The sequence below is a fragment of the Pseudomonas sp. HMSC067G02 genome, from assembly GCF_001813485.1.
Taxonomy (GTDB): domain Bacteria; phylum Pseudomonadota; class Gammaproteobacteria; order Pseudomonadales; family Pseudomonadaceae; genus Pseudomonas; species Pseudomonas aeruginosa.
Genome location: NZ_KV812642.1, coordinates 208,305 through 229,645, shown reverse-complemented (window position 1 = coordinate 229,645; position 21,341 = coordinate 208,305). Strand labels below are relative to the sequence as shown.

The 21,341-nt window shown below is 65.8% G+C and carries 21 protein-coding genes; 6 read left to right on the top strand and 15 right to left on the bottom strand.

What is annotated here, in order from left to right; translation table 11 throughout:
* Window positions 1–91: 91 nt before the first annotated feature.
* The gene (locus HMPREF2914_RS08970; RefSeq protein WP_003092262.1) at window positions 92–598 is read right to left on the bottom strand and encodes a CinA family protein; all 507 of its coding nucleotides are present in this window, start codon (window positions 596–598) and stop codon (window positions 92–94) included.
* Window positions 599–745: 147 nt separating this feature from the next.
* On the opposite strand from HMPREF2914_RS08970, the gene HMPREF2914_RS08965 reads away from it, so the two are divergent.
* The 3 genes from HMPREF2914_RS08965 to fdxA all read left to right on the top strand — a co-directional run bounded on the left by HMPREF2914_RS08965 (window position 746) and on the right by fdxA (window position 4,836).
* Window positions 746–1,753 carry a TolB family protein gene (locus HMPREF2914_RS08965; RefSeq protein ID WP_023092575.1) on the top strand — a complete coding sequence of 336 codons (1,008 nt, stop codon included), beginning with the start codon at window positions 746–748 and terminating at the stop codon, window positions 1,751–1,753.
* A gap of 125 nt (window positions 1,754–1,878) precedes the next feature.
* Window positions 1,879–4,446: a DNA mismatch repair protein MutS gene (gene mutS / locus HMPREF2914_RS08960; protein ID WP_003122151.1), complete on the top strand. Its 2,568-nt coding sequence runs from the start codon at window positions 1,879–1,881 to the stop codon at window positions 4,444–4,446.
* A 66-nt stretch (window positions 4,447–4,512) separates the two neighbouring features.
* Window positions 4,513–4,836: a ferredoxin FdxA gene (gene fdxA, locus HMPREF2914_RS08955; protein WP_003092272.1), complete on the top strand. Its 324-nt coding sequence runs from the start codon at window positions 4,513–4,515 to the stop codon at window positions 4,834–4,836.
* A 426-nt stretch (window positions 4,837–5,262) separates the two neighbouring features.
* On the opposite strand, the gene rpoS is transcribed toward fdxA, so the two are convergent.
* From rpoS to HMPREF2914_RS08915, 8 genes are all read right to left on the bottom strand, one after another.
* Entirely contained in the window at window positions 5,263–6,267 is a 1,005-nt protein-coding gene (rpoS, locus tag HMPREF2914_RS08950) for an RNA polymerase sigma factor RpoS (protein WP_003113871.1), read from the bottom strand.
* 104 nt (window positions 6,268–6,371) lie between these two features.
* Entirely contained in the window at window positions 6,372–7,265 is an 894-nt protein-coding gene (locus HMPREF2914_RS08945; RefSeq protein WP_023092574.1) for a peptidoglycan DD-metalloendopeptidase family protein, read from the bottom strand.
* Window positions 7,266–7,310: 45 nt separating this feature from the next.
* Entirely contained in the window at window positions 7,311–7,946 is a 636-nt protein-coding gene (locus HMPREF2914_RS08940) for a protein-L-isoaspartate(D-aspartate) O-methyltransferase (protein WP_003098558.1), read from the bottom strand.
* A gap of 32 nt (window positions 7,947–7,978) precedes the next feature.
* Entirely contained in the window at window positions 7,979–8,728 is a 750-nt protein-coding gene (gene surE, locus HMPREF2914_RS08935; protein WP_003092341.1) for a 5'/3'-nucleotidase SurE, read from the bottom strand.
* Complete coding sequence (gene truD, locus HMPREF2914_RS08930; protein ID WP_003092343.1) at window positions 8,716–9,783, bottom strand: tRNA pseudouridine(13) synthase TruD; 1,068 nt, start codon at window positions 9,781–9,783, stop codon at window positions 8,716–8,718. The genes surE and truD overlap by 13 nt, the downstream gene beginning before the upstream one ends.
* Window positions 9,780–10,253 (bottom strand): 2-C-methyl-D-erythritol 2,4-cyclodiphosphate synthase, encoded by a 474-nt coding sequence (gene ispF / locus HMPREF2914_RS08925; RefSeq protein ID WP_003092346.1) that lies wholly within the window; start codon window positions 10,251–10,253, stop codon window positions 9,780–9,782. The genes truD and ispF overlap by 4 nt, the downstream gene beginning before the upstream one ends.
* 70 nt (window positions 10,254–10,323) lie before the next feature.
* On the bottom strand, window positions 10,324–11,175 hold the full coding sequence (gene fghA / locus HMPREF2914_RS08920) for an S-formylglutathione hydrolase (protein ID WP_003117489.1): 852 nt from the start codon (window positions 11,173–11,175) through the stop codon (window positions 10,324–10,326).
* 53 nt (window positions 11,176–11,228) lie between these two features.
* Window positions 11,229–12,341: an S-(hydroxymethyl)glutathione dehydrogenase/class III alcohol dehydrogenase gene (locus tag HMPREF2914_RS08915; RefSeq protein WP_003092351.1), complete on the bottom strand. Its 1,113-nt coding sequence runs from the start codon at window positions 12,339–12,341 to the stop codon at window positions 11,229–11,231.
* A gap of 131 nt (window positions 12,342–12,472) precedes the next feature.
* Between HMPREF2914_RS08915 and gfnR the strand changes: the two genes are divergently transcribed.
* From gfnR to yedF, 3 genes are all read left to right on the top strand, one after another.
* Window positions 12,473–13,381 carry a glutathione-dependent formaldehyde neutralization regulator gene (gene gfnR / locus HMPREF2914_RS08910; protein ID WP_003098564.1) on the top strand — a complete coding sequence of 303 codons (909 nt, stop codon included), beginning with the start codon at window positions 12,473–12,475 and terminating at the stop codon, window positions 13,379–13,381.
* A gap of 75 nt (window positions 13,382–13,456) precedes the next feature.
* Window positions 13,457–14,683, top strand: a complete 1,227-nt coding sequence (gene yedE, locus HMPREF2914_RS08905) for a selenium metabolism membrane protein YedE/FdhT (RefSeq protein WP_003092355.1) — start codon at window positions 13,457–13,459, stop codon at window positions 14,681–14,683.
* Window positions 14,649–14,897 carry a sulfurtransferase-like selenium metabolism protein YedF gene (yedF, locus tag HMPREF2914_RS08900; RefSeq protein WP_003092358.1) on the top strand — a complete coding sequence of 83 codons (249 nt, stop codon included), beginning with the start codon at window positions 14,649–14,651 and terminating at the stop codon, window positions 14,895–14,897. The genes yedE and yedF overlap by 35 nt, the downstream gene beginning before the upstream one ends.
* A 60-nt stretch (window positions 14,898–14,957) precedes the next feature.
* Here yedF and ispD read toward each other — a convergent pair whose 3' ends face one another.
* The 6 genes from ispD to tilS all read right to left on the bottom strand — a co-directional run bounded on the left by ispD (window position 14,958) and on the right by tilS (window position 21,341).
* Window positions 14,958–15,662 (bottom strand): 2-C-methyl-D-erythritol 4-phosphate cytidylyltransferase, encoded by a 705-nt coding sequence (gene ispD / locus HMPREF2914_RS08895; RefSeq protein WP_003092359.1) that lies wholly within the window; start codon window positions 15,660–15,662, stop codon window positions 14,958–14,960.
* 19 nt (window positions 15,663–15,681) lie between these two features.
* The gene (ftsB, locus tag HMPREF2914_RS08890; RefSeq protein WP_003098569.1) at window positions 15,682–15,966 is read right to left on the bottom strand and encodes a cell division protein FtsB; all 285 of its coding nucleotides are present in this window, start codon (window positions 15,964–15,966) and stop codon (window positions 15,682–15,684) included.
* A 64-nt stretch (window positions 15,967–16,030) separates the two neighbouring features.
* Window positions 16,031–17,320, bottom strand: a complete 1,290-nt coding sequence (gene eno / locus HMPREF2914_RS08885) for a phosphopyruvate hydratase (protein ID WP_003092364.1) — start codon at window positions 17,318–17,320, stop codon at window positions 16,031–16,033.
* Window positions 17,321–17,365: 45 nt separating this feature from the next.
* Window positions 17,366–18,211, bottom strand: a complete 846-nt coding sequence (gene kdsA, locus HMPREF2914_RS08880; protein ID WP_003092365.1) for a 3-deoxy-8-phosphooctulonate synthase — start codon at window positions 18,209–18,211, stop codon at window positions 17,366–17,368.
* 2 nt (window positions 18,212–18,213) lie between these two features.
* Window positions 18,214–19,842, bottom strand: a complete 1,629-nt coding sequence (locus HMPREF2914_RS08875; protein WP_003092366.1) for a CTP synthase — start codon at window positions 19,840–19,842, stop codon at window positions 18,214–18,216.
* A 170-nt stretch (window positions 19,843–20,012) separates the two neighbouring features.
* Window positions 20,013–21,341: a tRNA lysidine(34) synthetase TilS gene (tilS, locus tag HMPREF2914_RS08870; protein WP_023092573.1), complete on the bottom strand. Its 1,329-nt coding sequence runs from the start codon at window positions 21,339–21,341 to the stop codon at window positions 20,013–20,015.

Here is a 21,341-nt window from a genome sequence, read left to right as displayed (position 1 = left end):
ACTGTATAAGTAGACAGTATTATTCCACAGGGCAAGTCGCTCGCCTACCCCCGACGGGAAGAATGTTCCGAACGGTTGCCCGCAGGCGCGGCTAGCCCGGGTTCTCGCCGTTGCTCATGCGCAGCAGGCCGGTCAGCGCGGTCGCCACCGTCTGCCGGCGCACGGCGTCGCGGTCGCCGTTGAACTGGCAGCGCTCACTGACCAGCCGCTCGCCGTCGGCCCAGGCCAGCCAGACCGTGCCTACCGGCTTTTCCGGCGAGCCGCCGTCGGGCCCGGCGACACCGCTCACCGCCACCGCGAAACGCGCCCCGCTGTGCCGCTGGGCGCCGCGCACCATGGCCTCGACCACTTCCCGGCTGACCGCGCCGACTGCCGGGAACAGCGACTCGGGCACCTCCAGCTGGAGGGTCTTCTGGCGGTTCGAGTAGGTCACGTAGCCAGCCTCGAACCAGCCCGAACTCCCCGGGATGCGGGTGATCGCCTCGGCGATGCCGCCACCGGTGCAGGATTCCGCCGTGCTGACCTGCTCGCCCAGGTAACGAAGGCTTTCGCCGAGGCGGGCGGCCAGTGCGGTCAGGTCGGACTCCATCAGGGTCATCACTGTTCTCCAGGGTAGAAACGGAAAGGGACTACCCTACACCATCGGCTTTTCCATTCAGAAGCAGCTTTCGGACAAGCGCAACCGCGCGAAGGCAGCGAATGCGCGAACATGCGTGTTCCATCACCGTCCAAGGAAAGGCACCCCATGAACATCGCGCCACTCAAGGTCTCTCTGCTCTCCCTCGCCCTGCTCCTCTCCCCCGTAGCCAGCCTCCCCGCCCATGCGGCCTGCACCGCCAACCTGGCCCTGCAACCCGCCAGCAGCCTGCCCGCGCTCGGCGGGCGCCTGGTCTACCACAGCTATATGGAGTACGGGGACGGCTCCTCGAACCTCTACCTGCACGACTTCAAGAGCAAGAGCACCCGCCAGCTCAACCAGCCCGGCTGGAACATCGAGGACCCGATGAATGCGCATTTCTCCCCGGACGGCCGCTACCTGACCTTCATGGGCCGCCAGAATGGCGCCTGGCACGTGTTCGCCTGGGCCATCGGCGGTACCCAGGCGCCGAGCAACCTGACCGCGGCCATCGGCGGTCGCAACGAGGATCCGAAGTTCTCCTTCGACGGCCGCCAGGTCGTGCTCAAGCACGAGGGCGACATCCGCCTCGCCACCCTGGTCTTCAATGGCGATGGCAGCGTCGGCGTGAGCGCCTGGAAAGCCGTGACCGGCGACGGCTGGAGCACCGAGGAGTCGATGCCGTTCCTCACACCCTCAGGCAAGTACGTGGTCTACGCGACAGGAGCCGGCGACAGCCTGCGGGTGGTGCGCAGGAACCTGGAGAACGGCCAGGTCAGCGCCCTCGCCACCCCGGCCGCGGGGGGCCGCGACTATTACCCGGTGGTACGCGACTATACCGCCTACTTCCTCTCGCGCACCCAGCCGGCCGGCAACGACCAGTTGGCCATGGTCGTACCCAACAGCCCGCCCGGCACCCCGGCGATCCTGCCGCTCAACCACTGCCAGGGCGACAATTCCGACGCCGCGCCGGTGAACGAGGACTACCTGATCTTCTCCAGCACTTCGTTCGACCCGACCTACAGCCTGCTCCTCGGCGACATCGCCGCGGCGCGGGTCTGGCGTCTCGACCCGGCGCAGATCAACCTGTCCGACGGTCGGCAGAAGCTCGGCGCCAGCTATACCGCGGCACGCTGAAAGCAGCCCGCACAGGCGCGGACCTGAGGGTCCGCGCCTGTTCCGAACGGACCCGACACAGGCCGGTGAATCGGGTTAACATTGCCCTCTTTTGCACCGTCCAAAGCCCGCTTCCGAAGGCCCGTATGACCGACCTCTCTCAGCACACGCCAATGATGCAGCAGTACTTCAAACTGAAGCATCAGCACCCCGACCAATTGATGTTCTATCGCATGGGCGACTTCTACGAGCTGTTCTACGAGGACGCGAAGAAGGCCGCCAAGCTGCTCGACATCACCCTGACCGCGCGCGGCCAGTCCGGCGGCAAGGCGATCCCGATGGCAGGCATTCCCTTCCATTCGGCGGAGGGCTACCTGGCCAAGCTGGTCAAGCTCGGCGAGTCGGTGGCGATCTGCGAGCAGATCGGCGACCCGGCCACCAGCAAGGGGCCGGTGGAGCGCCAGGTGGTGCGGATCATCACCCCCGGCACGGTGAGCGACGAGGCGCTGCTCGACGAACGCCGCGACAACCTGCTGGCGGCAATCCTCGGCGACGAGCGCCTGTTCGGCCTCGCCGTGCTGGACATCACCAGCGGCCGCTTCAGCGTCCAGGAGATAAAAGGCTGGGAAACCCTGCTGGCCGAACTGGAGCGCCTCAACCCGGCCGAGCTGCTGATTCCCGACGACTGGCCACAGGGCCTGCCGGCGGAGAAGCGCCGCGGCGTACGTCGCCGCGCGCCATGGGACTTCGATCGCGACTCGGCGCACAAGAGCCTCTGCCAGCAATTCGGCACCCAGGACCTGAAAGGCTTCGGCTGCCAGAACCTGACCCTGGCCATCGGCGCCGCCGGCTGCCTGCTCGCCTACGCCAAGGAAACCCAGCGTACCGCCCTGCCGCACCTGCGCAGCCTGCGCCACGACCGCCTCGATGACACGGTGATCCTCGACGGCGCCAGCCGCCGCAACCTGGAGCTGGATATCAACCTCAGCGGTGGCCGCGAGAACACCCTGCAATCGGTGGTCGACCGCTGCCAGACCGCCATGGCCAGCCGCCTGATGAGCCGCTGGCTGAACCGTCCGCTGCGTGACCGCGCGGTGCTGGAAGCCCGCCAGGAGTCCATCGCCTGCCTGCTGGAACGCTATCGCTTCGAGAACCTGCAACCGCAGCTCAAGGAAATCGGCGACCTCGAACGCATCCTCGCCCGCATCGGCCTGCGCAACGCCCGCCCTCGCGACCTGGCGCGCCTGCGCGACGCGCTGGCGGCGCTGCCGGACCTGCAGAACGCCATGACCGAACTGGAAGCGCCGCACCTGCAGGCGCTGGCCACCACCATCGGCACCTATCCCGAACTCGCCGAACTGCTGGCCAAGGCGATCATCGACAACCCGCCGGCGGTGATCCGCGACGGTGGCGTGATCAAGACCGGCTATGACGCCGAGCTGGACGAGCTGCAGGCGCTGAGCGAAAACGCCGGGCAATTCCTGATGGACCTGGAAGCGCGCGAGAAGGCCCGCACCGGCCTGCCCAACCTGAAGGTCGGCTACAACCGCATCCATGGCTACTTCATCGAGCTGCCACGGGTGCAGGCCGAACAGGCGCCGGCCGACTACATCCGCCGGCAGACCCTGAAAGGCGCCGAGCGCTTCATCACGCCGGAACTGAAGGCCTTCGAGGACAAGGCGCTGTCGGCCCAGAGCCGCGCCCTGGCCCGCGAGAAGGCGCTCTACGAAGAGCTGCTGGAACGCCTGATCGGCCATCTCGCTCCGCTCCAGGACAGCGCCTCGGCGCTGGCGGAGCTGGACGTGCTGGCGAATCTCGCCGAACGCGCGCTGAACCTCGACCTGAATCGCCCGCGGTTCGTCGAACACACCTGCCTGCACATCGAGCAGGGCCGCCATCCGGTGGTCGAGCAGGTGCTGGAGACACCGTTCGTGGCCAACGACCTGGCGCTGGATGCCGACACCCGGATGCTGGTGATCACCGGTCCGAACATGGGCGGTAAATCCACCTACATGCGGCAAACCGCGCTGATCGTGCTGCTTGCGCATATCGGCAGCTTCGTTCCGGCTGCGCGCTGCGAGCTGTCCCTGGTGGACCGCATCTTCACCCGCATCGGCTCGTCCGACGACCTTGCCGGCGGCCGCTCGACCTTCATGGTGGAGATGAGCGAAACCGCCAACATCCTGCACAACGCCACTGACAAGAGCCTGGTGCTGATGGATGAGGTCGGCCGCGGCACCAGCACCTTCGACGGCCTGTCGCTGGCCTGGGCAGCGGCCGAGGACCTGGCCCGGACTCGCGCCTTCACCCTGTTCGCCACCCACTACTTCGAGCTGACCGTACTGCCGGAAAGCCAGCCCGCGGTAGCCAACGTGCACCTGAACGCGACCGAGCACAATGAACGCATCGTGTTCCTGCACCATGTACTGCCGGGACCGGCGAGCCAGAGCTACGGCCTCGCGGTGGCCCAGTTGGCCGGCGTGCCGACTCCGGTAATCCAGCGCGCCCGCGAACACCTCAAGCGCCTGGAAACCACCAGCCTGCCGCACGAGATGCCGAGCCAGCAGAGCGGCAAGCCCGCCTCGCCGATGCAGAGCGACCTGTTCGCCAGCCTGCCGCACCCGGTGATCGATGAATTGTCGAGGATCAATCCCGACGATATCAGCCCGCGGCAAGCTCTCGATCTGTTATATGCATGGAAGATGCGGGTCTGACGGACTACCGCACAAGCTGCTAGAATCGCGCGCGCTTAGCCGCCCGCCTGAGGAGAGAACTAGAAAATGACCTTCGTCGTCACCGACAACTGCATCAAGTGCAAATACACCGACTGCGTGGAAGTCTGCCCGGTAGACTGCTTCTACGAAGGACCCAACTTCCTGGTCATCCATCCGGACGAGTGCATCGACTGCGCCCTGTGCGAGCCCGAATGTCCGGCCCAGGCGATTTTCTCCGAAGACGAAGTGCCGGAGAACATGCAGGAATTCATCGAGCTGAACAGCGAGCTGGCGGAAGTCTGGCCGAACATCACCGAGAAGAAGGATGCCCTGCCCGACGCCGAGGAATGGGACGGCGTCGCCGGCAAGCTCCAGCATCTGGAGCGCTGATACGCCAAGGCCCGCAAACAGCGGGCCTTTTCTTTGGCGACGAGTAAAACGGCAGGCAAAAAAAAGGGGCGGGGTATTACCCCGCCCACTCTTCAGTCCCTCGTCATCGTCCTGATGAATCGCCTCCCTGGCGACGTCCCTTCCCCGATCCTTCGGGGTTGCGTGTTCCCTGTACGCAGGAGTGATATTAGCGATTCCCTGTGCTCCCGCAACCTGCCAGAAAACCCAGCGAAGCTTCTTCGGCAGTCATTTTAGAAAAATATATTCCTTTATTTTCAATAAGTTACTTAAATTCACCGAGCGTTTTTGGCAAACCTCCCGGGCATTTATCTACTTAGGCTCACACGCCGTGTAAGTTAATGCTTACAAGAGCAGACACAAAAAACCCGGCGAACGCCGGGTCTTCAGTGGGTCTAAGGTTTTCCGTCACTGGAACAGCGCGTCACTCGACAGGCCGTTCTTCTCCAAGATCTCCCGCAGGCGCTTCAGCGCCTCGACCTGGATCTGACGAACCCGCTCGCGGGTCAGGCCGATTTCCTGACCGACCTCTTCCAGCGTGCTGCTTTCGTGCCCGCGCAAGCCGAAGCGGCGAATCACCACCTCACGCTGCTTGTCGGTGAGTTCCGTCAGCCACTGGTCGATGCTTTCGCTGAGATCGTCATCCTGCAGCAGCTCGCACGGATCGGTGGGGCGATCGTCGGTGAGCGTATCCAGCAGGGTCTTGTCCGAGTCCGGACCAAGAGAGACGTCTACCGAAGTCACCCGTTCGTTCAGGCCGAGCATGCGCTTGACCTCGGCGACCGGCTTCTCCAGCAGGTTGGCGATTTCTTCGGGTGAAGGTTCGTGGTCGAGCTTGTGGGTCAGTTCCCGCGCCGCACGCAGGTAGACGTTGAGCTCCTTGACCACATGGATCGGCAAGCGAATGGTCCGGGTCTGGTTCATGATGGCCCGTTCGATGGTCTGGCGGATCCACCAGGTGGCGTAGGTCGAGAACCGGAATCCGCGCTCCGGATCGAACTTCTCCACGGCGCGGATCAGGCCTAGGTTGCCTTCCTCGATCAGGTCGAGCAGGGACAGTCCGCGATTGACATAGCGCCGGGCGATCTTCACCACCAACCGCAGGTTGCTCTCGATCATCCGCTTCCGACCAGCGGGATCGCCCTTCTGCGCCAGACGAGCGAAGTGGACTTCCTCTTCGGGCGTCAACAGGGGCGAGAAACCGATTTCGTTGAGATACAGCTGCGTTGCGTCCAACGCGCGCGTGTAGTCGATGTGCTTGTGTTGTTTGGAAGAGAAGGAAGTGGTGGCTTTTGGAGTTGCCCGGGGAGAAGGCTGCTCGTCGGCAGACGACTCGTCCAGCATGATGCCGGGCTCCAGGAGGAGCACTTCATCATCGTGGTCAAACTCCGGCCCTTCTTTTTTGAGTGCCATGTCGTTATCCCTTGCATGAGTTCGACTCAAGCCCGGGCGATTCCTTTCCCGCTGGACACGCCCGGACCCGCTCACCTACATGATGTGGGCGGGCGAACTCCCGGTCAGCGACGTGGCAAATATTGCAGTGGATCGACAGGCTTACCCTGGCGGCGAATCTCGAAGTGCAGCTTCACCCGATCGGTTCCTGTGGAGCCCATCTCGGCAATCGATTGCCCTACCTTGACCTGTTGCCCTTCCCGCACCAGCAGCCTGCGGTTGTGACCGTAGGCACTCACGTAGGTCTCGTTGTGTTTGATGATGACCAACTCGCCGTAGCCCCGCAAACCACTACCGGCGTATACAACGGTCCCACCAGACGCAGCCAGGACAGGCTGGCCCAATTGACCGGCTATATCAATCCCTTTATTCAAACTTCCGTTTGAGGCAAAACGGCCGATCAGAGTACCGCTCGCAGGCCATGCCCAACCGCCCACCGCAGGCCCCGCAACGACGGGAGTCGCGCCGCTGCTGGGTGGGGTCGTGGTCGAGGCCGGAGCCGGTGCGGGCTTGGCAGGTACCGACGTACTAACAGCGGGTGGAACCGGGGCAGGCTTGGTCGCCACGGACGGAGCGACGACCGGCGTGTTTTTCGCGACGGACGGTTGCGCCGGTGCCCGCCCACCAAATTGGATAGCTTGACCGACCTGGATGGTATAGGGCGGCGCGATGCCATTGCGCGCGGCCAGGGCTTTCCAGTCCCAGCCGAAGCGAAAGGCAATGGAATACAGGGTGTCGCCGCGGCGCACGATGTACTGCCCGCTGGTGACCGGCGTACGCCGCGCAGCGGCAGGCGCGGAACCGTTGCGATCGACGACCTTGACCCCGCCGGGAGGCGACGACGAACAGGCGGCGAGAAGGGAACAGACGACGGCCCCGAGCAACAGGTGGCAGCCACCGTAGAGCCGAGTCCATTGCCGCAGGGTCGCTGCTAGCCTCAATCCTTCCCCCTTATCCATCTTCTTCGCTTTCGTTCAATCGGGCCGGCGACGCCGGCCGCCGGCTCAGGCGATCGGGCCGTTGAGCAGCGGGACGAAACGTACCGAGTCGAGTACCTGGCGGCTGAACCCGTCCTCGGTGCGGACGATCAGCATCAGTTGCTGGACCTCGCCGCCACCGACCGGGATCACCAGACGGCCCCCCGGCGCCAACTGGTCCAGCAACGACTGCGGGACTTCCGTGGCCGCCGCGGTGACGATGATTCCATTGTAGGGAGCCAACGCCGACCAGCCCTCCCAGCCATCGCCCCAACGAAAGACAACATTACGCAGGTTTAGCTCCGCAAGACGCTCCTTGGCCTTGTCCTGCAACGCCTGGATCCGCTCGACGGAGAAGACCCGCTCGACCAGTTGGGCCAGCACCGCGGTCTGGTAGCCGGACCCGGTACCGATCTCCATGACCTTGTCCAGCGGGCCGGCCGCCAGCAGCAACTCGGTCATCCGCGCCACCATGAACGGCTGGGAAATGGTCTGGTTGTGGCCGATCGGCAGGGCAGTGTCTTCGTAGGCGCGATGCGAGAGCGCCTCGTCGACGAACAGATGACGCGGCGTGCGGCGGATCACCTCGAGCACGTGGGCGTTGGACAGACCTTCTTCGTACAGGCGCTGGATCAGGCGCTCTCGGGTACGCTGGGAGGTCATGCCGATACCCCGGCGATGCAGGTCTTCGGACATCACGTCAGTCCTCCCAGCCACTCGTCGAGGCCGCCGAAGGCTTCGTGGAAGGTACGGTCCAGCTGCAACGGAGTGATCGACACGTAGCCTTGCATGACCGCGTGGAAATCCGTCCCCGGCCCGCCATCCTCGGCATCGCCGGCCGCGGCGATCCAGTAGCCTTCCTTGCCGCGCGGATTGACCACCTTCACCGGTGCGGCGGCACGGGCGCGGTGCCCGAGGCGGGTCAGCTGGATACCGCGTACGCGATCCAGCGGCAGGTTCGGGATATTGACGTTGAGCACGGTACGCGGCGGCACGGCCAGGCGCTCGTGGGCGGAGACCAGCAGGCGGGCGAAGTGCATGGCGGTGGGCAGGTTGTCCGTCAACCGCGAGACCAGCGAGAAGGCGAAGGCCGGCCCCTTCAGGAAGCGCCCTTCGATGGCCGCCGCCACGGTACCGGAATAGAGGACGTCATCGCCGAGGTTGGCGCCCAGGTTGATACCCGAGACCACCATGTCCGGCAATTCCTCCAGCAAGCCGTTCAGGCCCAGGTGCACGCAGTCGGTCGGCGTGCCGTTGAGGCTGATGAATCCGTTGTCCAGGCGCTGCGGGTGCAGCGGGCGGTCCAGCGTCAGGGAACTGCTGGCGCCGCTCTTGTCCTGGTCGGGGGCGATCACTACGCAATCGGCATGATCCGCCAGCGCGTCGTAAAGCGCGGCGATACCGGGTGCGGTCACCCCGTCGTCGTTGGCAATCAGTATGCGCATGGGTTTTCCGTCTGCCCTGTCGGTACCAGGTCGAGGATTTCACGCACCACTACGGTGGCGAAACAACCGGCCGGCAGGACGAATTCCAGTTGCAGAACATCAGGTTCGGGATAATGCCACGCCAGCCCCTGGATGGGGAGCCGCAGGATGCGCCGTTCGTGCGCCATGCCCGCCTTCGCCAGCCAGCGGCAGAGCGCCGGCTCGCTCCCGGCCAGGGCCAGCTCGCGGTCGAGGACGCCGGCGCCGCTCGGCGGATCGCCCTCGCCCCAGAGCGGTCCGGTGGGGTGCAGGTCGAGGGCGGCCAGACGGGCATCGCGGCATTCTTCCTCGCCAGCGAGGAAAAAGCTGCGGCTGTCGGTGAAGGCCAGCAGGTCGCCAACCGCTGCCCGGTTCCAGCTACCCTCCGCGACCCGCTCGGCGAGCAGGCGGTTGAACAGGTAGCTGCGCCCGGCGGAAAGGAAGCGCGAACGCAGGTTGCGGTTCGCCGGCAGCAGGTCCTGTTCCGCGCAACTGCGCGCGTCGACCAGGTTGCCGCCGCCGTGGCCGAAGCGTTGCAGGCCGAAATAGTTGGGCACGCCGTCCGCGGCGATACGTTCCAAGCGCGCGTCGAGAAGGGCACGCTCCGCCCGCAGCCCGGTCAGACGCAGGGTGAAGCCGTTGGCGGCATGCGCGCCTCGCTGCAACTTGCGCGAATGACGGGTGCGGCGAAGAATCCGCAGGTCCGCGCCCTCGGCTGCGCCCAGGTCGGGATCGGCCTTGCCCGGCAGGTGCAGGCTGAACCATTGCCGGGTCAGGGCCTGGCGGTCCTTCAACCCGGCGTAGCTGACGTTCTTCTGCTGCACGCCGGCGGCGCGGCCGAGGCGACGGGCCGCCTCCTCGGTGTTCAATCCGCGCTTTTCCACCCACAACCAGAGGTGCTCGCCTTCACCGCTGAGGGGAATGTCCAGCACCTCGTCGACCTGGAAGTCCTCGGCCACGGCCTTGAGCACCGCCTCGCCGCAGGCTGCCCCATGGGCGCGCGGCCCGAGCAGGTCGAGTTCGCCGAGAACGCTCATCGGGCCATCAGCAAAGCGACCGCATGTACAGCAATGCCCTCTTCGCGTCCGGTGAAACCTAGCCGCTCGGTAGTGGTGGCCTTGACGTTGACCTGGTCGACCGCGACGCCGAGGTCCTCGGCGATCGACCCGCGCATGGTTTCGATGTGCGGCGCCATCTTCGGTGCCTGGGCGACGATGGTGGCGTCGACGTTGCCGACCTTCCAGCCCTTCTCGGCGACGATGGCGACCACGTGTCGCAGCAGCGCGCGACTGTCGGCGCCCTTGAACCGCGGGTCGGTGTCCGGGAAGTGCTTGCCGATGTCGCCCAGCGCCGCCGCGCCGAGCAGCGCATCGGACAAGGCGTGCAGCAGCACGTCGCCGTCGGAGTGGGCGACCAGCCCATGTTTGTGGGGAATGCGCACGCCGCCGAGGGTGATGAAGTCGCCCTCGCCGAAGCGATGCACGTCGTAGCCATGGCCAATTCGCATGAAAAAACGCCCTGGTTGGAATCAGGGCGTGATTCTACCCCGGATCGGGGCAGGCTTCAGGTATCGCGGATCAACCGTTGAGAACCTGGGCATGGTGGCGCAGGTGATCCTCGATGAAACTGGCGATGAAGTAGTAGCTGTGGTCGTAGCCTGGTTGCAGACGCAGCTCCAGCGGGTGGCCGGCCTTGTCCGCCGCATTGCGTAGCGCTTCCGGCTTGAGCTGGACGGCGAGGAAGTCGTCGCGCTCGCCCTGGTCGACCAGGATCGGCAAGCGTTCGGACGCACCCTCGAGCAACGCACAGGCATCCCACTCGCGCCAGGCCGCCGGGTCCTCGCCCAGGTAGCGAGAGAACGCCTTCTGGCCCCAGGGGCAATCGCTCGGATGGCAGATCGGCGCAAAGGCCGACAGCGACAGGTAGCGCCCCGGGTTGCGCAGCGCGCAGACCAGCGCGCCATGCCCGCCCATCGAGTGCCCGCTGATGCCGCGCCGCCGGGACACCGGGAAATGCGCCTCGATCAGCGCCGGCAACTCGTGCACCACGTAGTCGTGCATGCGGTAGTGCGCGGACCAGGGCTCCTGCGTGGCGTTCAGGTAGAAGCCTGCGCCCAGGCCGAAGTCCCAGGCGCCGTCGGGATCGCCGGGGACACCGCTGCCGCGCGGGCTGGTATCCGGCGCCACCAGTACCAATCCCAGTTCGGCGGCGACCCGCTGGGCGCCGGCCTTCTGCATGAAGTTCTCGTCGGTACAGGTCAGCCCGGACAGCCAGTACAGGGCCGGCAGCGCCGCCTCCGGCTCGGCCTGGGGCGGCAGGTAGATGGCGAAGACCATCTCGCAGTTCAGGGTCCGGGAAAAATGACGGTAACGCTGGTGCCAGCCGCCGAAGGACTTCTGGCTGCCGATCAGTTCGAGGGAATCCTTCACGTGACCTCCGTGAAACGGTCGTGGCGAGCCGCAGGGCCCGCCGCGACGGCTTGTCAGTAATGAATGACGGTGCGGATGCTCTTGCCTTCGTGCATCAGCTCGAAGGCCTCGTTGATGTCCTCCAGCCCCATGGTGTGGGTGATGAAGGTATCCAGCGGGATCTCGCCCTTCTGCGCCTTCTCGACATAGCTCGGCAACTCGCTGCGCCCGCGCACCCCGCCGAACGCCGAACCGCGCCAGACGCGGCCGGTGACCAGTTGGAACGGCCGGGTGCTGATTTCCTGGCCGGCGCCGGCGACACCGATGATCACCGACTCGCCCCAGCCCTTGTGGCAGCATTCCAGCGCGGCGCGCATCAACTGCACGTTGCCGACGCACTCGAAGGAGTAGTCGACGCCGCCATCGGTCAGTTCGACAATGACGTCCTGGATCGGCTTGTCGTAGTCCTTCGGATTGATGAAGTCGGTGGCGCCCAGCTCCCTGGCGATGTCGAACTTGCCCGGGTTGATGTCGACCGCGATGATGCGCGCGGCCTTGGCCATCTTCGCCCCGATGATCGCCGCCAGGCCGATACCGCCCAGGCCGAAGATGGCAACGGTAGCGCCCTCTTCCACCTTGGCGGTATTCAGCACGGCGCCGATCCCGGTGGTGACGCCGCAACCAAGCAGGCAGACCTTCTCCAGCGGCGCGTCCTTGGGAATCTTCGCCAGGGAGATTTCCGGCAGCACGGTGTATTCGGAGAAGGTCGAGCAGCCCATGTAGTGGAAGACCGGCTCGCCCTTGTAGGAGAAACGGCTGGTGCCGTCGGGCATCAGGCCCTTGCCCTGGGTGGCGCGCACGGCCTGGCAGAGGTTGGTCTTGCCGGACAGGCAGAATTTGCACTTGCCGCACTCGGCGGTGTAGAGCGGGATGACATGGTCGCCCACCTGCAGGGAGGTCACGCCCTCGCCCACCGCTTCGACGATGCCGCCACCTTCGTGGCCCAGGATGCACGGGAACACCCCCTCGGAATCCTGGCCGGACAGGGTGTACGCGTCGGTATGGCAGACGCCGGTGGCGACGATGCGCACCAGTACCTCGCCCTTCTGCGGCGGCGCCACATCCACCTCGACGATTTCCAACGGCTTGTTGGGGGCGAAGGCGACGGCGGCACGGGACTTGATCATCTGGGAACTCCTGAACGATGGAAGCCGGCGGGCCGCTAAGCGACCCACTGAAACGGAAAGTGTAGAAAACCGCGTTTCAAGGAATAATCAGGCAATAATCAAAACATTATTGCCATACAGGGACAATCCAGATGAATCGCTGGGAAGGACTCGACGAATTCGTCGCTGTCGCCGAAACCGGGCAGTTCACCGCGGCAGCCGAACGCATGGGCGTTTCCTCGTCGCACATCAGCCGCCAGGTCGCCCGCCTGGAGGAGCGCCTGCAGACCCGCCTGCTCTACCGCAGCACCCGGCGAGTGTCGCTGAGCGAAGCCGGACAGACCTTCCTGCAACATTGCCAGCGCCTGCAGGACGCCCGCGACGAAGCCCTGCGCGCGGTCAGCGACCTCTCCGCGGAGCCCAAGGGCCTGCTGCGCATGACCTGCGCCGTGGCCTACGGCGAACGTTTCATCGTGCCGCTGGTGAATGCCTTCATGGCCGACTATCCGCAACTGCGGGTCGACATCGAGCTGTCCAACCGCCAACTGGACCTGCTCCACGAGGGCTTCGACCTGGCCATCCGCCTCGGCCGCCTGAGCGATTCGCGATTGGTCGCCACACGGTTGGCGCCACGCGTCATGTACCTCTGCGCCACCCCGGAATACCTGCGCCGCCACGGCACTCCGCAGTCGCCGGCGGAACTCGGCCAGTTCAACTGCCTGATCGGCAGCAGTGACCTGTGGAGCTTCCTCGAGGACGGCCGGGAAACCCAGCACCGGGTCCAGGGCAACTGGCGCTGCAACAGCGGCCAGGCGGTGCTCGACGCAGCCCTGCGCGGCTTCGGCCTGTGCCAGTTGCCTGACTACTATGTGATCGAGCATCTGCGCAGCGGCCGCCTGGTCTCCCTGCTGGAAGGCCACCAGCCGCCGAATACCGCGGTATGGGCGCTGTACCCGCAGCAGCGGCACCTGTCGCCGAAAGTCCGGCAACTGGTGGACTATCTCAAGGAAGGCCTGGCGCAATCCCATCCGGGACTCGCCGGGGAGAAAAACCTGCGCTGAAGCAGTAAGGCGTTTCGCCGCTGCGATAGACTTGGCGGTTTCCCGCTCCACCCGCTATCGATTCAAGGAAGTCGCATGTCTGCCCTCAATGCGTTTCGCCAACGCTACCTGGTGAGGTTCTGGTCGCCGCTGCCGGCGCTGGTCGCCCTCGGCGTCGCCTCCGCCTACTACTTCGCGCTCACCGGCACCTTCTGGGCGGTGACCGGCGAATTCACCCGCTGGGGCGGCCACGTGCTGTCCTGGTTCGGCTACCAGCCACAGGACTGGAGCTACTTCAGGCTGATCGGCCTTCAAGGCACGCCGCTGGACCGGATCGACGGAGTGATGATCATCGGCATGTTCCTCGGCGCCCTGTGCTGCGCCCTCTGGGCCGGCAACGTCAGCCTGCGCTGGCCGACCAGCAAACGCCGCCTGCTGCAGGGCCTGGTCGGCGGTATCGTCGCCGGCTTCGGCGCGCGCCTGGCGATGGGCTGCAACCTGGCGGCGTTCTTCACCGGTATCCCGATGTTTTCCCTGCACGCCTGGGCCTTCATGTTCGCCACCGTCGGCGGCGCCTGGATCGGCGTGAAGATCAGCCTGCTGCCGTTCCTGCGCACGCCGCTGAAAGTCGGCGCCACGGCCAGCGCCCTGCCCGACGCCGAAAGCCTGGCCCGACGCACACGCCTGCAGGCCCGCCTGGGCCTGGCGGTGCTGGCGCTCGCCGCGCTGTTCGCCGCCTGGCGCTTCGAGGTATCGCTGGTGCTGGGCATGGCCTGCCTGTTTGGCCTGCTGTTCGGCGGCCTGATCGAGCGCGCGCAGATCTGCTTCACCAGCGCCGCACGGGACCTCTGGACCACCGGCCGGACCCGCGCCGCCTTCGGCATCCTGCTCGGCATGGCGGCCGCCTGCATCGGTACCTTCGCCGCGATCCGCCTGGGCGTCGCGCCGAAGATCTTCTGGATGGGCCCGAATGCGATCATCGGCGGCATTCTCTTCGGCATCGGCATCGTCCTCGCCGGCGGTTGCGAGACCGGCTGGATGTACCGTTCGATGGAAGGCCAGGTGCACTTCTGGGTGGTCGGCATCGGCAACGTCATCGGCGGAACCCTGGTGGCGGTCTTTTGGGACCAGTTGGGCACCCGCCTCGCCCTGCCCTATCCCAAGCTCAACCTGCTGGAAAGCTTCGGGCCCGGCAACGGCCTGCTATTGACCTTCGCCGGCCTGGCCCTGTGCCTGCTGCTGGTGCAACTGAACGCCTCCCGATTCACCCGACCGCGGAAACCGAACCATGAGCCAGACCGACAAACCGACCCTGTCGCTTGACCTGCGCGGCGAACATTGCCCGTACAACGCCATCGCCACCCTGGAAACCCTGGCGACCATGCAGCCGGGCGAACGCCTGGAAGTGGTCACCGACTGCTCGCAATCGGTCCACGGGATTCCCGAAGATACCCAGCGCCAGGGCTACAAATGCCTGGCGGTGGAGCAGCATGGCGCGCTGTTCCGCTTCCTCATAGAGGTGCCGCTGGAAAGCTGAACGAGCGAGCCTGCAACGACAAGAAAGCCGACCCTCGGGTCGGCTTTCTTGTGCCAGGGTTCAGTGCGGAAAACTGCGCTGCAGGCGCAGCAGGTCTTCCGGGGTGGTGATCTTCAGGTTGTCGGCGCGTCCTTCCACCAGCTTCGGCGCATAGCCGGCCCACTCCATCGCCGAAGCCTCGTCGGTGATCGCCACGCCGGCCACCAACGCATCGGCCAGCGCCCGGTGCAGGGCGCCGAGGCGGAACATCTGCGGCGTATAGGCCAGCCAGACCACCGAGCGGTCGATGGTTTCGCTGACCCGGCCGTCGCGGTCGGAGCGCTTGAGGGTGTCCCTCGCCGGCACCGCCAGCAGCCCGCCGACCGGATCTTCGGCGAGTTCTTCGAGCAGGCGGTCGAGGTCGCCGCGGGTCAGGTTCGGCCGCGCGGCGTCATGCACCAGCACCCAGTCGTCGGCCTGTGCCCCCAACTCCAGCAGGCGCAGCAAGCCGTTCAACACCGAGCCGGCGCGCTCGGCGCCCCCGGCGGCGCGCTGCACATGCCGGCTGGCGGCGCAGTCCAGCCCGGGCCAGTAGGGATCGTCCTCGGCCAGGCAGACCACCAGGCCCCTGAGCATCGGGTGTTCGAGGAAACAATCGAGGGTGCGCTCGATCACGGTGCGACCGGCAAGATCGAGATATTGCTTCGGGCGGTCGGCGCGCATGCGCGAACCCACGCCGGCGGCGGGGATCACCGTCCAGAAGGCGGGAAGGTCGGAAGTCGTCATCGGGAGAAGGGTCGTCAGCTCACTTGGCGAGCTGGTAGAGGGTTTCGCCGTCCTTGACCATGCCGAGCTCGTGCCGCGCACGCTCCTCGACGGTCTCGGTGCCTTTCTTCAGCTCGGCGACTTCGGCTTCGAGAATCCGGTTGCGCTCCAGCAGGCGCTCGTTCTCGCCATGCTGGTCGGCGATCTGCTTCTGCAGGTCGCGCACCTGCGCCAGGCTGCCATCGCCGACCCACAGGCGATATTGCAGGCCCGCCAGCGCCAGGATCAGCACCACGAACAGCCAGTAGGGGCTACGTAACCTCAAGCCTCGAACTCCTTGAGAAGAAAAGGGGTGGCTCTTGCCACCCCTTCACCGTACCAGACTAGGCTCAGCCGCGGAATTCCGCGCGACCACGGTACGGCGCCTTGGCGCCCAGTTGCTCTTCGATGCGCAGCAACTGGTTGTACTTGGACACGCGGTCGGAGCGGCACAGCGAACCGGTCTTGATCTGACCGGCGGCGGTACCCACGGCCAGGTCGGCGATGGTCGAGTCCTCGGTTTCGCCGGAGCGGTGCGAGATCACCGCGGTATAGCCGGCGGCCTTGGCCATCTGGATGGCCTCCAGGGTCTCGGTGAGCGAACCGATCTGGTTGAACTTGATCAGGATCGAATTGCCGATGCCCTTCTCGATGCCTTCCTTGAGGATCTTGGTGTTGGTCACGAACAGGTCGTCGCCGACCAGTTGGACCTTGGCGCCGATCTTGTCGGTCAGGCCTTTCCAGCCGGCCCAGTCGGACTCGTCCATGCCGTCCTCGATGGAGATGATCGGGTAGCGCTGGGTCAGGCCGGCCAGGTAGTCGGCGAAACCGGCGGCGTCGAATACCTTGCCTTCGCCTTCCAGGTCGTACTTGCCGTCCTTGAAGAACTCGCTGGAGGCGCAGTCCAGGGCCAGGGTCACGTCGTCACCCAGCTTGTAGCCGGCCTTCTCGACGGCCTCGGCGATGGCGGCCAGGGCGTCTTCGTTGGACGACAGGTTCGGCGCGAAGCCGCCTTCGTCACCGACGGCGGTGTTCAGGCCACGGGCCTTCAGCACGGCCTTGAGGTGATGGAAGATCTCGGCGCCCATGCGCAGCGCCTCGGCGAAGTTCTTCGCGCCGACCGGCTGGACCATGAATTCCTGGATATCGACGTTGTTGTCCGCATGCTCGCCGCCGTTGATGATGTTCATCATCGGCACCGGCATGGAGTACTGGCCGGGAGTGCCGTTGAGGTCGGCGATGTGCGCGTACAGCGGTACGCCCTTGGCCTGTGCGGCGGCCTTGGCGGCAGCCAGGGACACCGCGAGGATCGCGTTGGCGCCCAGCTTGGCCTTGTTCTCGGTGCCGTCCAGCTCGATCATCGCGTGGTCGAGGGCTTTCTGGTCGGCCGCGTCCTTGCCCAGCAGCAGGTCGCGGATCGGGCCGTTGATGTTGGCCACGGCTTTCAGCACGCCCTTGCCCAGGTAACGGCTCTTGTCGCCATCGCGCAGCTCGAGGGCCTCGCGGGAACCGGTGGAAGCACCGGAAGGCGCGCAGGCGCTGCCGACGATGCCGTTGTCCAGGATCACGTCCGCTTCAACGGTAGGGTTGCCGCGGGAGTCCAGGACCTCACGGCCCTTGATGTCGACGATCTTTGCCATTCTTGTTAACACTCCGAAGTGAATGAACGGGGCGGTCTGAGGAGACTAGGCAGTCTCGATTGCAGGAAAGCTCTTGATCAGCTCGTCCAGTTGCTTGAGCTGGGACAGGAAGGCTTCGAGTTTGTTCAGGCGCAGCGCGCACGGACCGTCGCACTTGGCGTGCTCGGGGTCCGGATGGGCCTCGAGGAACAGCCCGGCGAGCTTCTGGCTGAGCCCGGCCTTGGCCAGGTCGGTGACCTGGGCGCGCCGGCCGCCGGCGGAGTCCGCGCGACCGCCAGGCATCTGCAGGGCGTGGGTGACGTCGAAGAATACCGGGTACTCGAACTGCTTCATGATGCCGAAGCCGAGCATGTCGACCACCAGGTTGTTGTAACCGAAGGAGGAGCCGCGCTCGCAGAGGATCAGGCGGTCGTTACCGGCTTCCTCGCACTTGGTCAGGATATGCTTCATCTCCTGGGGCGCGAGGAACTGGGCCTTCTTGATATTGATCACCGCGTTGGTCCTGGCCATCGCCACCACCAGGTCGGTCTGCCGCGAGAGGAAGGCCGGCAGCTGGATGATGTCGCAGACCTCGGCCACCGGCTGGGCCTGGAACGGCTCGTGGACATCGGTGATGACCGGTACCTTGAAGGTCTTCTTGATCTCTTCGAAGATCTTCATTCCCTCTTCCAGGCCCGGGCCACGGAACGAGTGGATCGAGGAACGGTTGGCCTTGTCGAAGCTGGCCTTGAACACATAGGGGATACCGAGTTTCTCGGTAACCCGTACGTATTCTTCGCAGACCTGCATGGCCAGGTCGCGCGACTCCAGCACGTTCATGCCACCGAACAGCACGAACGGCAGGTCGTTGCCGATCTGGATATCGCCGACGCGAACGATCTTCTGTGCCATGCTCAGGCCTTCCCGGAATATTTCAGCGCGGCGTTGACGAAACCGCTGAACAGCGGGTGGCCATCACGCGGTGTGGAGGTGAACTCCGGGTGGAACTGGCAGGCGACGAACCACGGATGCTCCGGGGCCTCGACCACTTCCACCAGGGCGCCGTCGCCGGAGCGGCCGGAAATCTTCAGGCCGGCCTGTTCCAGTTGCGGCAGCAGGTTGTTGTTCACTTCGTAGCGATGGCGATGGCGCTCGACGATCACGTCCTTGGCATAGCAGTCGTGCACCAGGGTGCCGGTCTGCAGCTGGCATTCCTGGGCGCCCAGGCGCATGGTGCCGCCCAGGTCGGAAGCTTCGGTGCGGATCTCGGTGGCGCCGGTCGCGTCCTGCCATTCGGTGATCAGGCCGACCACCGGATGGCCGCTGGACTTGTCGAACTCGGTGGAGTTGGCGTCGCTCCAGCCGAGCACGTTGCGGGCGTATTCGATGACCGCGACCTGCATGCCCAGGCAGATGCCCAGGTAGGGGATCTTGTTCTCGCGGGCGTACTGCACGGTGCTGATCTTGCCTTCCACGCCGCGCAGGCCGAAGCCGCCCGGGACCAGGATGGCGTCGACGCCTTCCAGCAGGCTGGTGCCCTGCTGCTCGATGTCTTCGGAGTCGATGTAGCGCAGGTTGACCTTGGTGCGGCTCTGGATGCCGGCGTGGGTCATCGCCTCGATCAGCGACTTGTACGCGTCCAGCAGTTCCATGTACTTGCCGACCATGGCGATGGTGACTTCACGCTCGGGGTTGAGCTTGGCATCGACCACGCGGTCCCATTCGGACAGGTCGGCCTGCCCGCACTCCAGGCCGAAGCGCTCGACGACGATGTCGTCCAGGCCCTGGGCATGCAGCACCGACGGGATGCGGTAGATGGTGTCGACGTCTTCCAGGGCGATCACCGCGCGCTCCTCGACGTTGGTGAAGAGCGCGATCTTGCGCCGCGAGGAGACGTCGATCGGGTGGTCGGAACGGCAGACCAGCACGTCCGGTTGCAGGCCGATGGAGCGCAGCTCCTTGACCGAGTGCTGGGTCGGCTTGGTCTTGGTCTCGCCGGCGGTGGCGATGTACGGGACCAGGGTCAGGTGCATCAGCATCGCGCGCTTGGCGCCGATCTCGACGCGCAGCTGGCGGATCGCCTCGAGGAACGGCTGCGACTCGATGTCGCCGACGGTACCGCCGATCTCCACCAGGGCGACGTCGGCATCGCCGGCGCCCTTGATGATGCGCCGCTTGATCTCGTCGGTGATGTGCGGGATCACCTGCACGGTGGCGCCCAGGTAGTCGCCGCGGCGTTCCTTGCGCAACACGTCCATGTAGACGCGGCCGGTGGTGAAGTTGTTGTTCTGGGTCATGGTGGTACGAACGAAGCGCTCGTAATGGCCCAGGTCCAGGTCGGTCTCGGCGCCGTCCTGGGTCACGAAGACCTCACCGTGCTGGAACGGGCTCATGGTGCCCGGGTCCACGTTGATGTAAGGGTCCAGCTTGAGCATCGTGATCTTCAGGCCACGCGCTTCCAAGATCGCAGCCAGAGAAGCCGAAGCGATGCCTTTCCCCAATGAAGAAACAACACCACCCGTGACGAAGATGTAGCGCGTCATGAAAAACCCTAGAAGTCAGCGTTTAGGCGGGATCAACCGCCGGGGATTCGGAGAAGGGAGGCCAGCTCCCGCCACGGACAAATCCGTGGGCAAAGCAAACTCCTGCTGATTCCGGAGGGAATCGGCGGGAGCAGTACAAGACGGGAGCGTAGTCTACTGGAAACGGCTTACTAGCTCAAACCCGGGTCGTTCGTCGGCGGGCTCCAGGACAGTCGCCAGCCCCCCTCGCGGGGACTGTCCAGGCCAGGAATGTTGGCCACCGCGAGCAGTTCGTCGGCTCGGAAGAGCAGCGGCAAACGACCGCGCAGGAAGCTCGGTACGCCCGCTTCGTTGAGCAATCGCTTGAGGTCGCGGCGACCGCGCCCGGCCAGGGCCAGCACCTCCCCACCCCGCCGGTAGTCGACGCGCAACGGTCCCGCCGGAATCTCGCCGAGCAACGCCAGCCGGCCATTGCCGGGAAGAAGCAATGGATGAGCGGGACGCTCCCAGACGAACGGTCCCGCCGCTGCACGCCAGTCCGCCGGCAACCACCAGATCCGCCCCGCGCCGCGACGCAACTCGCCGCTCTCCAGGCGCCAGATCGGGTCGGCATCGTCGCCGGCATCGCGCAACGACTCCCAGCCGGCCCAGTGGTCGCTGTCCGGCAACCGCGTCAGCTGTCCCAGCCAGGCCCGCAGCAGGTTGCGCTGGCGCGCAGCGCTGAGGCGGCGCAGAGGCTCCAGGGCGATCCGGGGCAGATCCAGCCAGTCCGGCCAATCCAGTTCCGAGGGTTGGCGGCAGGCCCGGAGGTCGATGGCGGCCAGTTCAGCCAGCAGGTCTTCGGCCTCGCGCAGATGCGCCGCGCAGCGCGCCATGCCGGCGACGGCCTGCGGCCAGTGGGAGGCGAGACGCGGCATGATCTCCCGGCGCAGATAGTTGCGCGAGAAGCGCGGATCCTGGTTGGAAGGATCCTCCACCCAGTCCAGCCGGTGCGCCTGCGCATAGGCTTCCAGTTCGGCGCGGGAAACCCCGAGCAAGGGGCGGCACAGGCGGCCGCCGCCCAGCGACCGGCTCGCCGGCATCGCCGCCAGGCCGCGCAGGCCCGCTCCACGCAACAGGCGGAACAGCAAGGTCTCGGCCTGGTCGTCGAGGTGCTGCGCGGTGAGCAGCACCTGTCCCTCGCCCAGGTTCGCCTGGAATGCGCGATAGCGGGCGTCGCGCGCCGCCTGCTCGATGCTGCCGCCAACGGCGACCTGCACCCGCTCGACCCGCAGCGGGATACCCAGCGACCGGCAGACCGCCTGGCAGTGCGCCGGCCAACCGTCCGCCGCAGCCTGCAAGCCATGGTGGACATGCAGCGCCGACAGCGCCGGCAAGGCTTCGCTCCGGGCCAGTTGGGCGAGCAGATGCAGCAACACCGTGGAATCCAGCCCGCCGGAAAACGCCACGCACCAGCCCCCCGCTTCGCGCCAGGGCGCCAGGGCCTGTAACAGACGGGATTCGAGCGGCACCGCCGGCAT

Coding starts and splice junctions, on each gene's coding strand:
- HMPREF2914_RS08970 (WP_003092262.1), bottom strand. CDS start 598: ATGACCCTGATGGAGTCCGACCTGACCGCACTGGCCGCCCGCCTCGGC.
- HMPREF2914_RS08965 (WP_023092575.1), top strand. CDS start 746: ATGAACATCGCGCCACTCAAGGTCTCTCTGCTCTCCCTCGCCCTGCTC.
- mutS (WP_003122151.1), top strand. CDS start 1,879: ATGACCGACCTCTCTCAGCACACGCCAATGATGCAGCAGTACTTCAAA.
- fdxA (WP_003092272.1), top strand. CDS start 4,513: ATGACCTTCGTCGTCACCGACAACTGCATCAAGTGCAAATACACCGAC.
- rpoS (WP_003113871.1), bottom strand. CDS start 6,267: ATGGCACTCAAAAAAGAAGGGCCGGAGTTTGACCACGATGATGAAGTG.
- HMPREF2914_RS08945 (WP_023092574.1), bottom strand. CDS start 7,265: ATGGATAAGGGGGAAGGATTGAGGCTAGCAGCGACCCTGCGGCAATGG.
- HMPREF2914_RS08940 (WP_003098558.1), bottom strand. CDS start 7,946: ATGACCTCCCAGCGTACCCGAGAGCGCCTGATCCAGCGCCTGTACGAA.
- surE (WP_003092341.1), bottom strand. CDS start 8,728: ATGCGCATACTGATTGCCAACGACGACGGGGTGACCGCACCCGGTATC.
- truD (WP_003092343.1), bottom strand. CDS start 9,783: ATGAGCGTTCTCGGCGAACTCGACCTGCTCGGGCCGCGCGCCCATGGG.
- ispF (WP_003092346.1), bottom strand. CDS start 10,253: ATGCGAATTGGCCATGGCTACGACGTGCATCGCTTCGGCGAGGGCGAC.
- HMPREF2914_RS08915 (WP_003092351.1), bottom strand. CDS start 12,341: ATGATCAAGTCCCGTGCCGCCGTCGCCTTCGCCCCCAACAAGCCGTTG.
- gfnR (WP_003098564.1), top strand. CDS start 12,473: ATGAATCGCTGGGAAGGACTCGACGAATTCGTCGCTGTCGCCGAAACC.
- yedE (WP_003092355.1), top strand. CDS start 13,457: ATGTCTGCCCTCAATGCGTTTCGCCAACGCTACCTGGTGAGGTTCTGG.
- yedF (WP_003092358.1), top strand. CDS start 14,649: ATGAGCCAGACCGACAAACCGACCCTGTCGCTTGACCTGCGCGGCGAA.
- ispD (WP_003092359.1), bottom strand. CDS start 15,662: ATGACGACTTCCGACCTTCCCGCCTTCTGGACGGTGATCCCCGCCGCC.
- eno (WP_003092364.1), bottom strand. CDS start 17,320: ATGGCAAAGATCGTCGACATCAAGGGCCGTGAGGTCCTGGACTCCCGC.
- kdsA (WP_003092365.1), bottom strand. CDS start 18,211: ATGGCACAGAAGATCGTTCGCGTCGGCGATATCCAGATCGGCAACGAC.
- HMPREF2914_RS08875 (WP_003092366.1), bottom strand. CDS start 19,842: ATGACGCGCTACATCTTCGTCACGGGTGGTGTTGTTTCTTCATTGGGG.
- tilS (WP_023092573.1), bottom strand. CDS start 21,341: ATGCCGGCGGTGCCGCTCGAATCCCGTCTGTTACAGGCCCTGGCGCCC.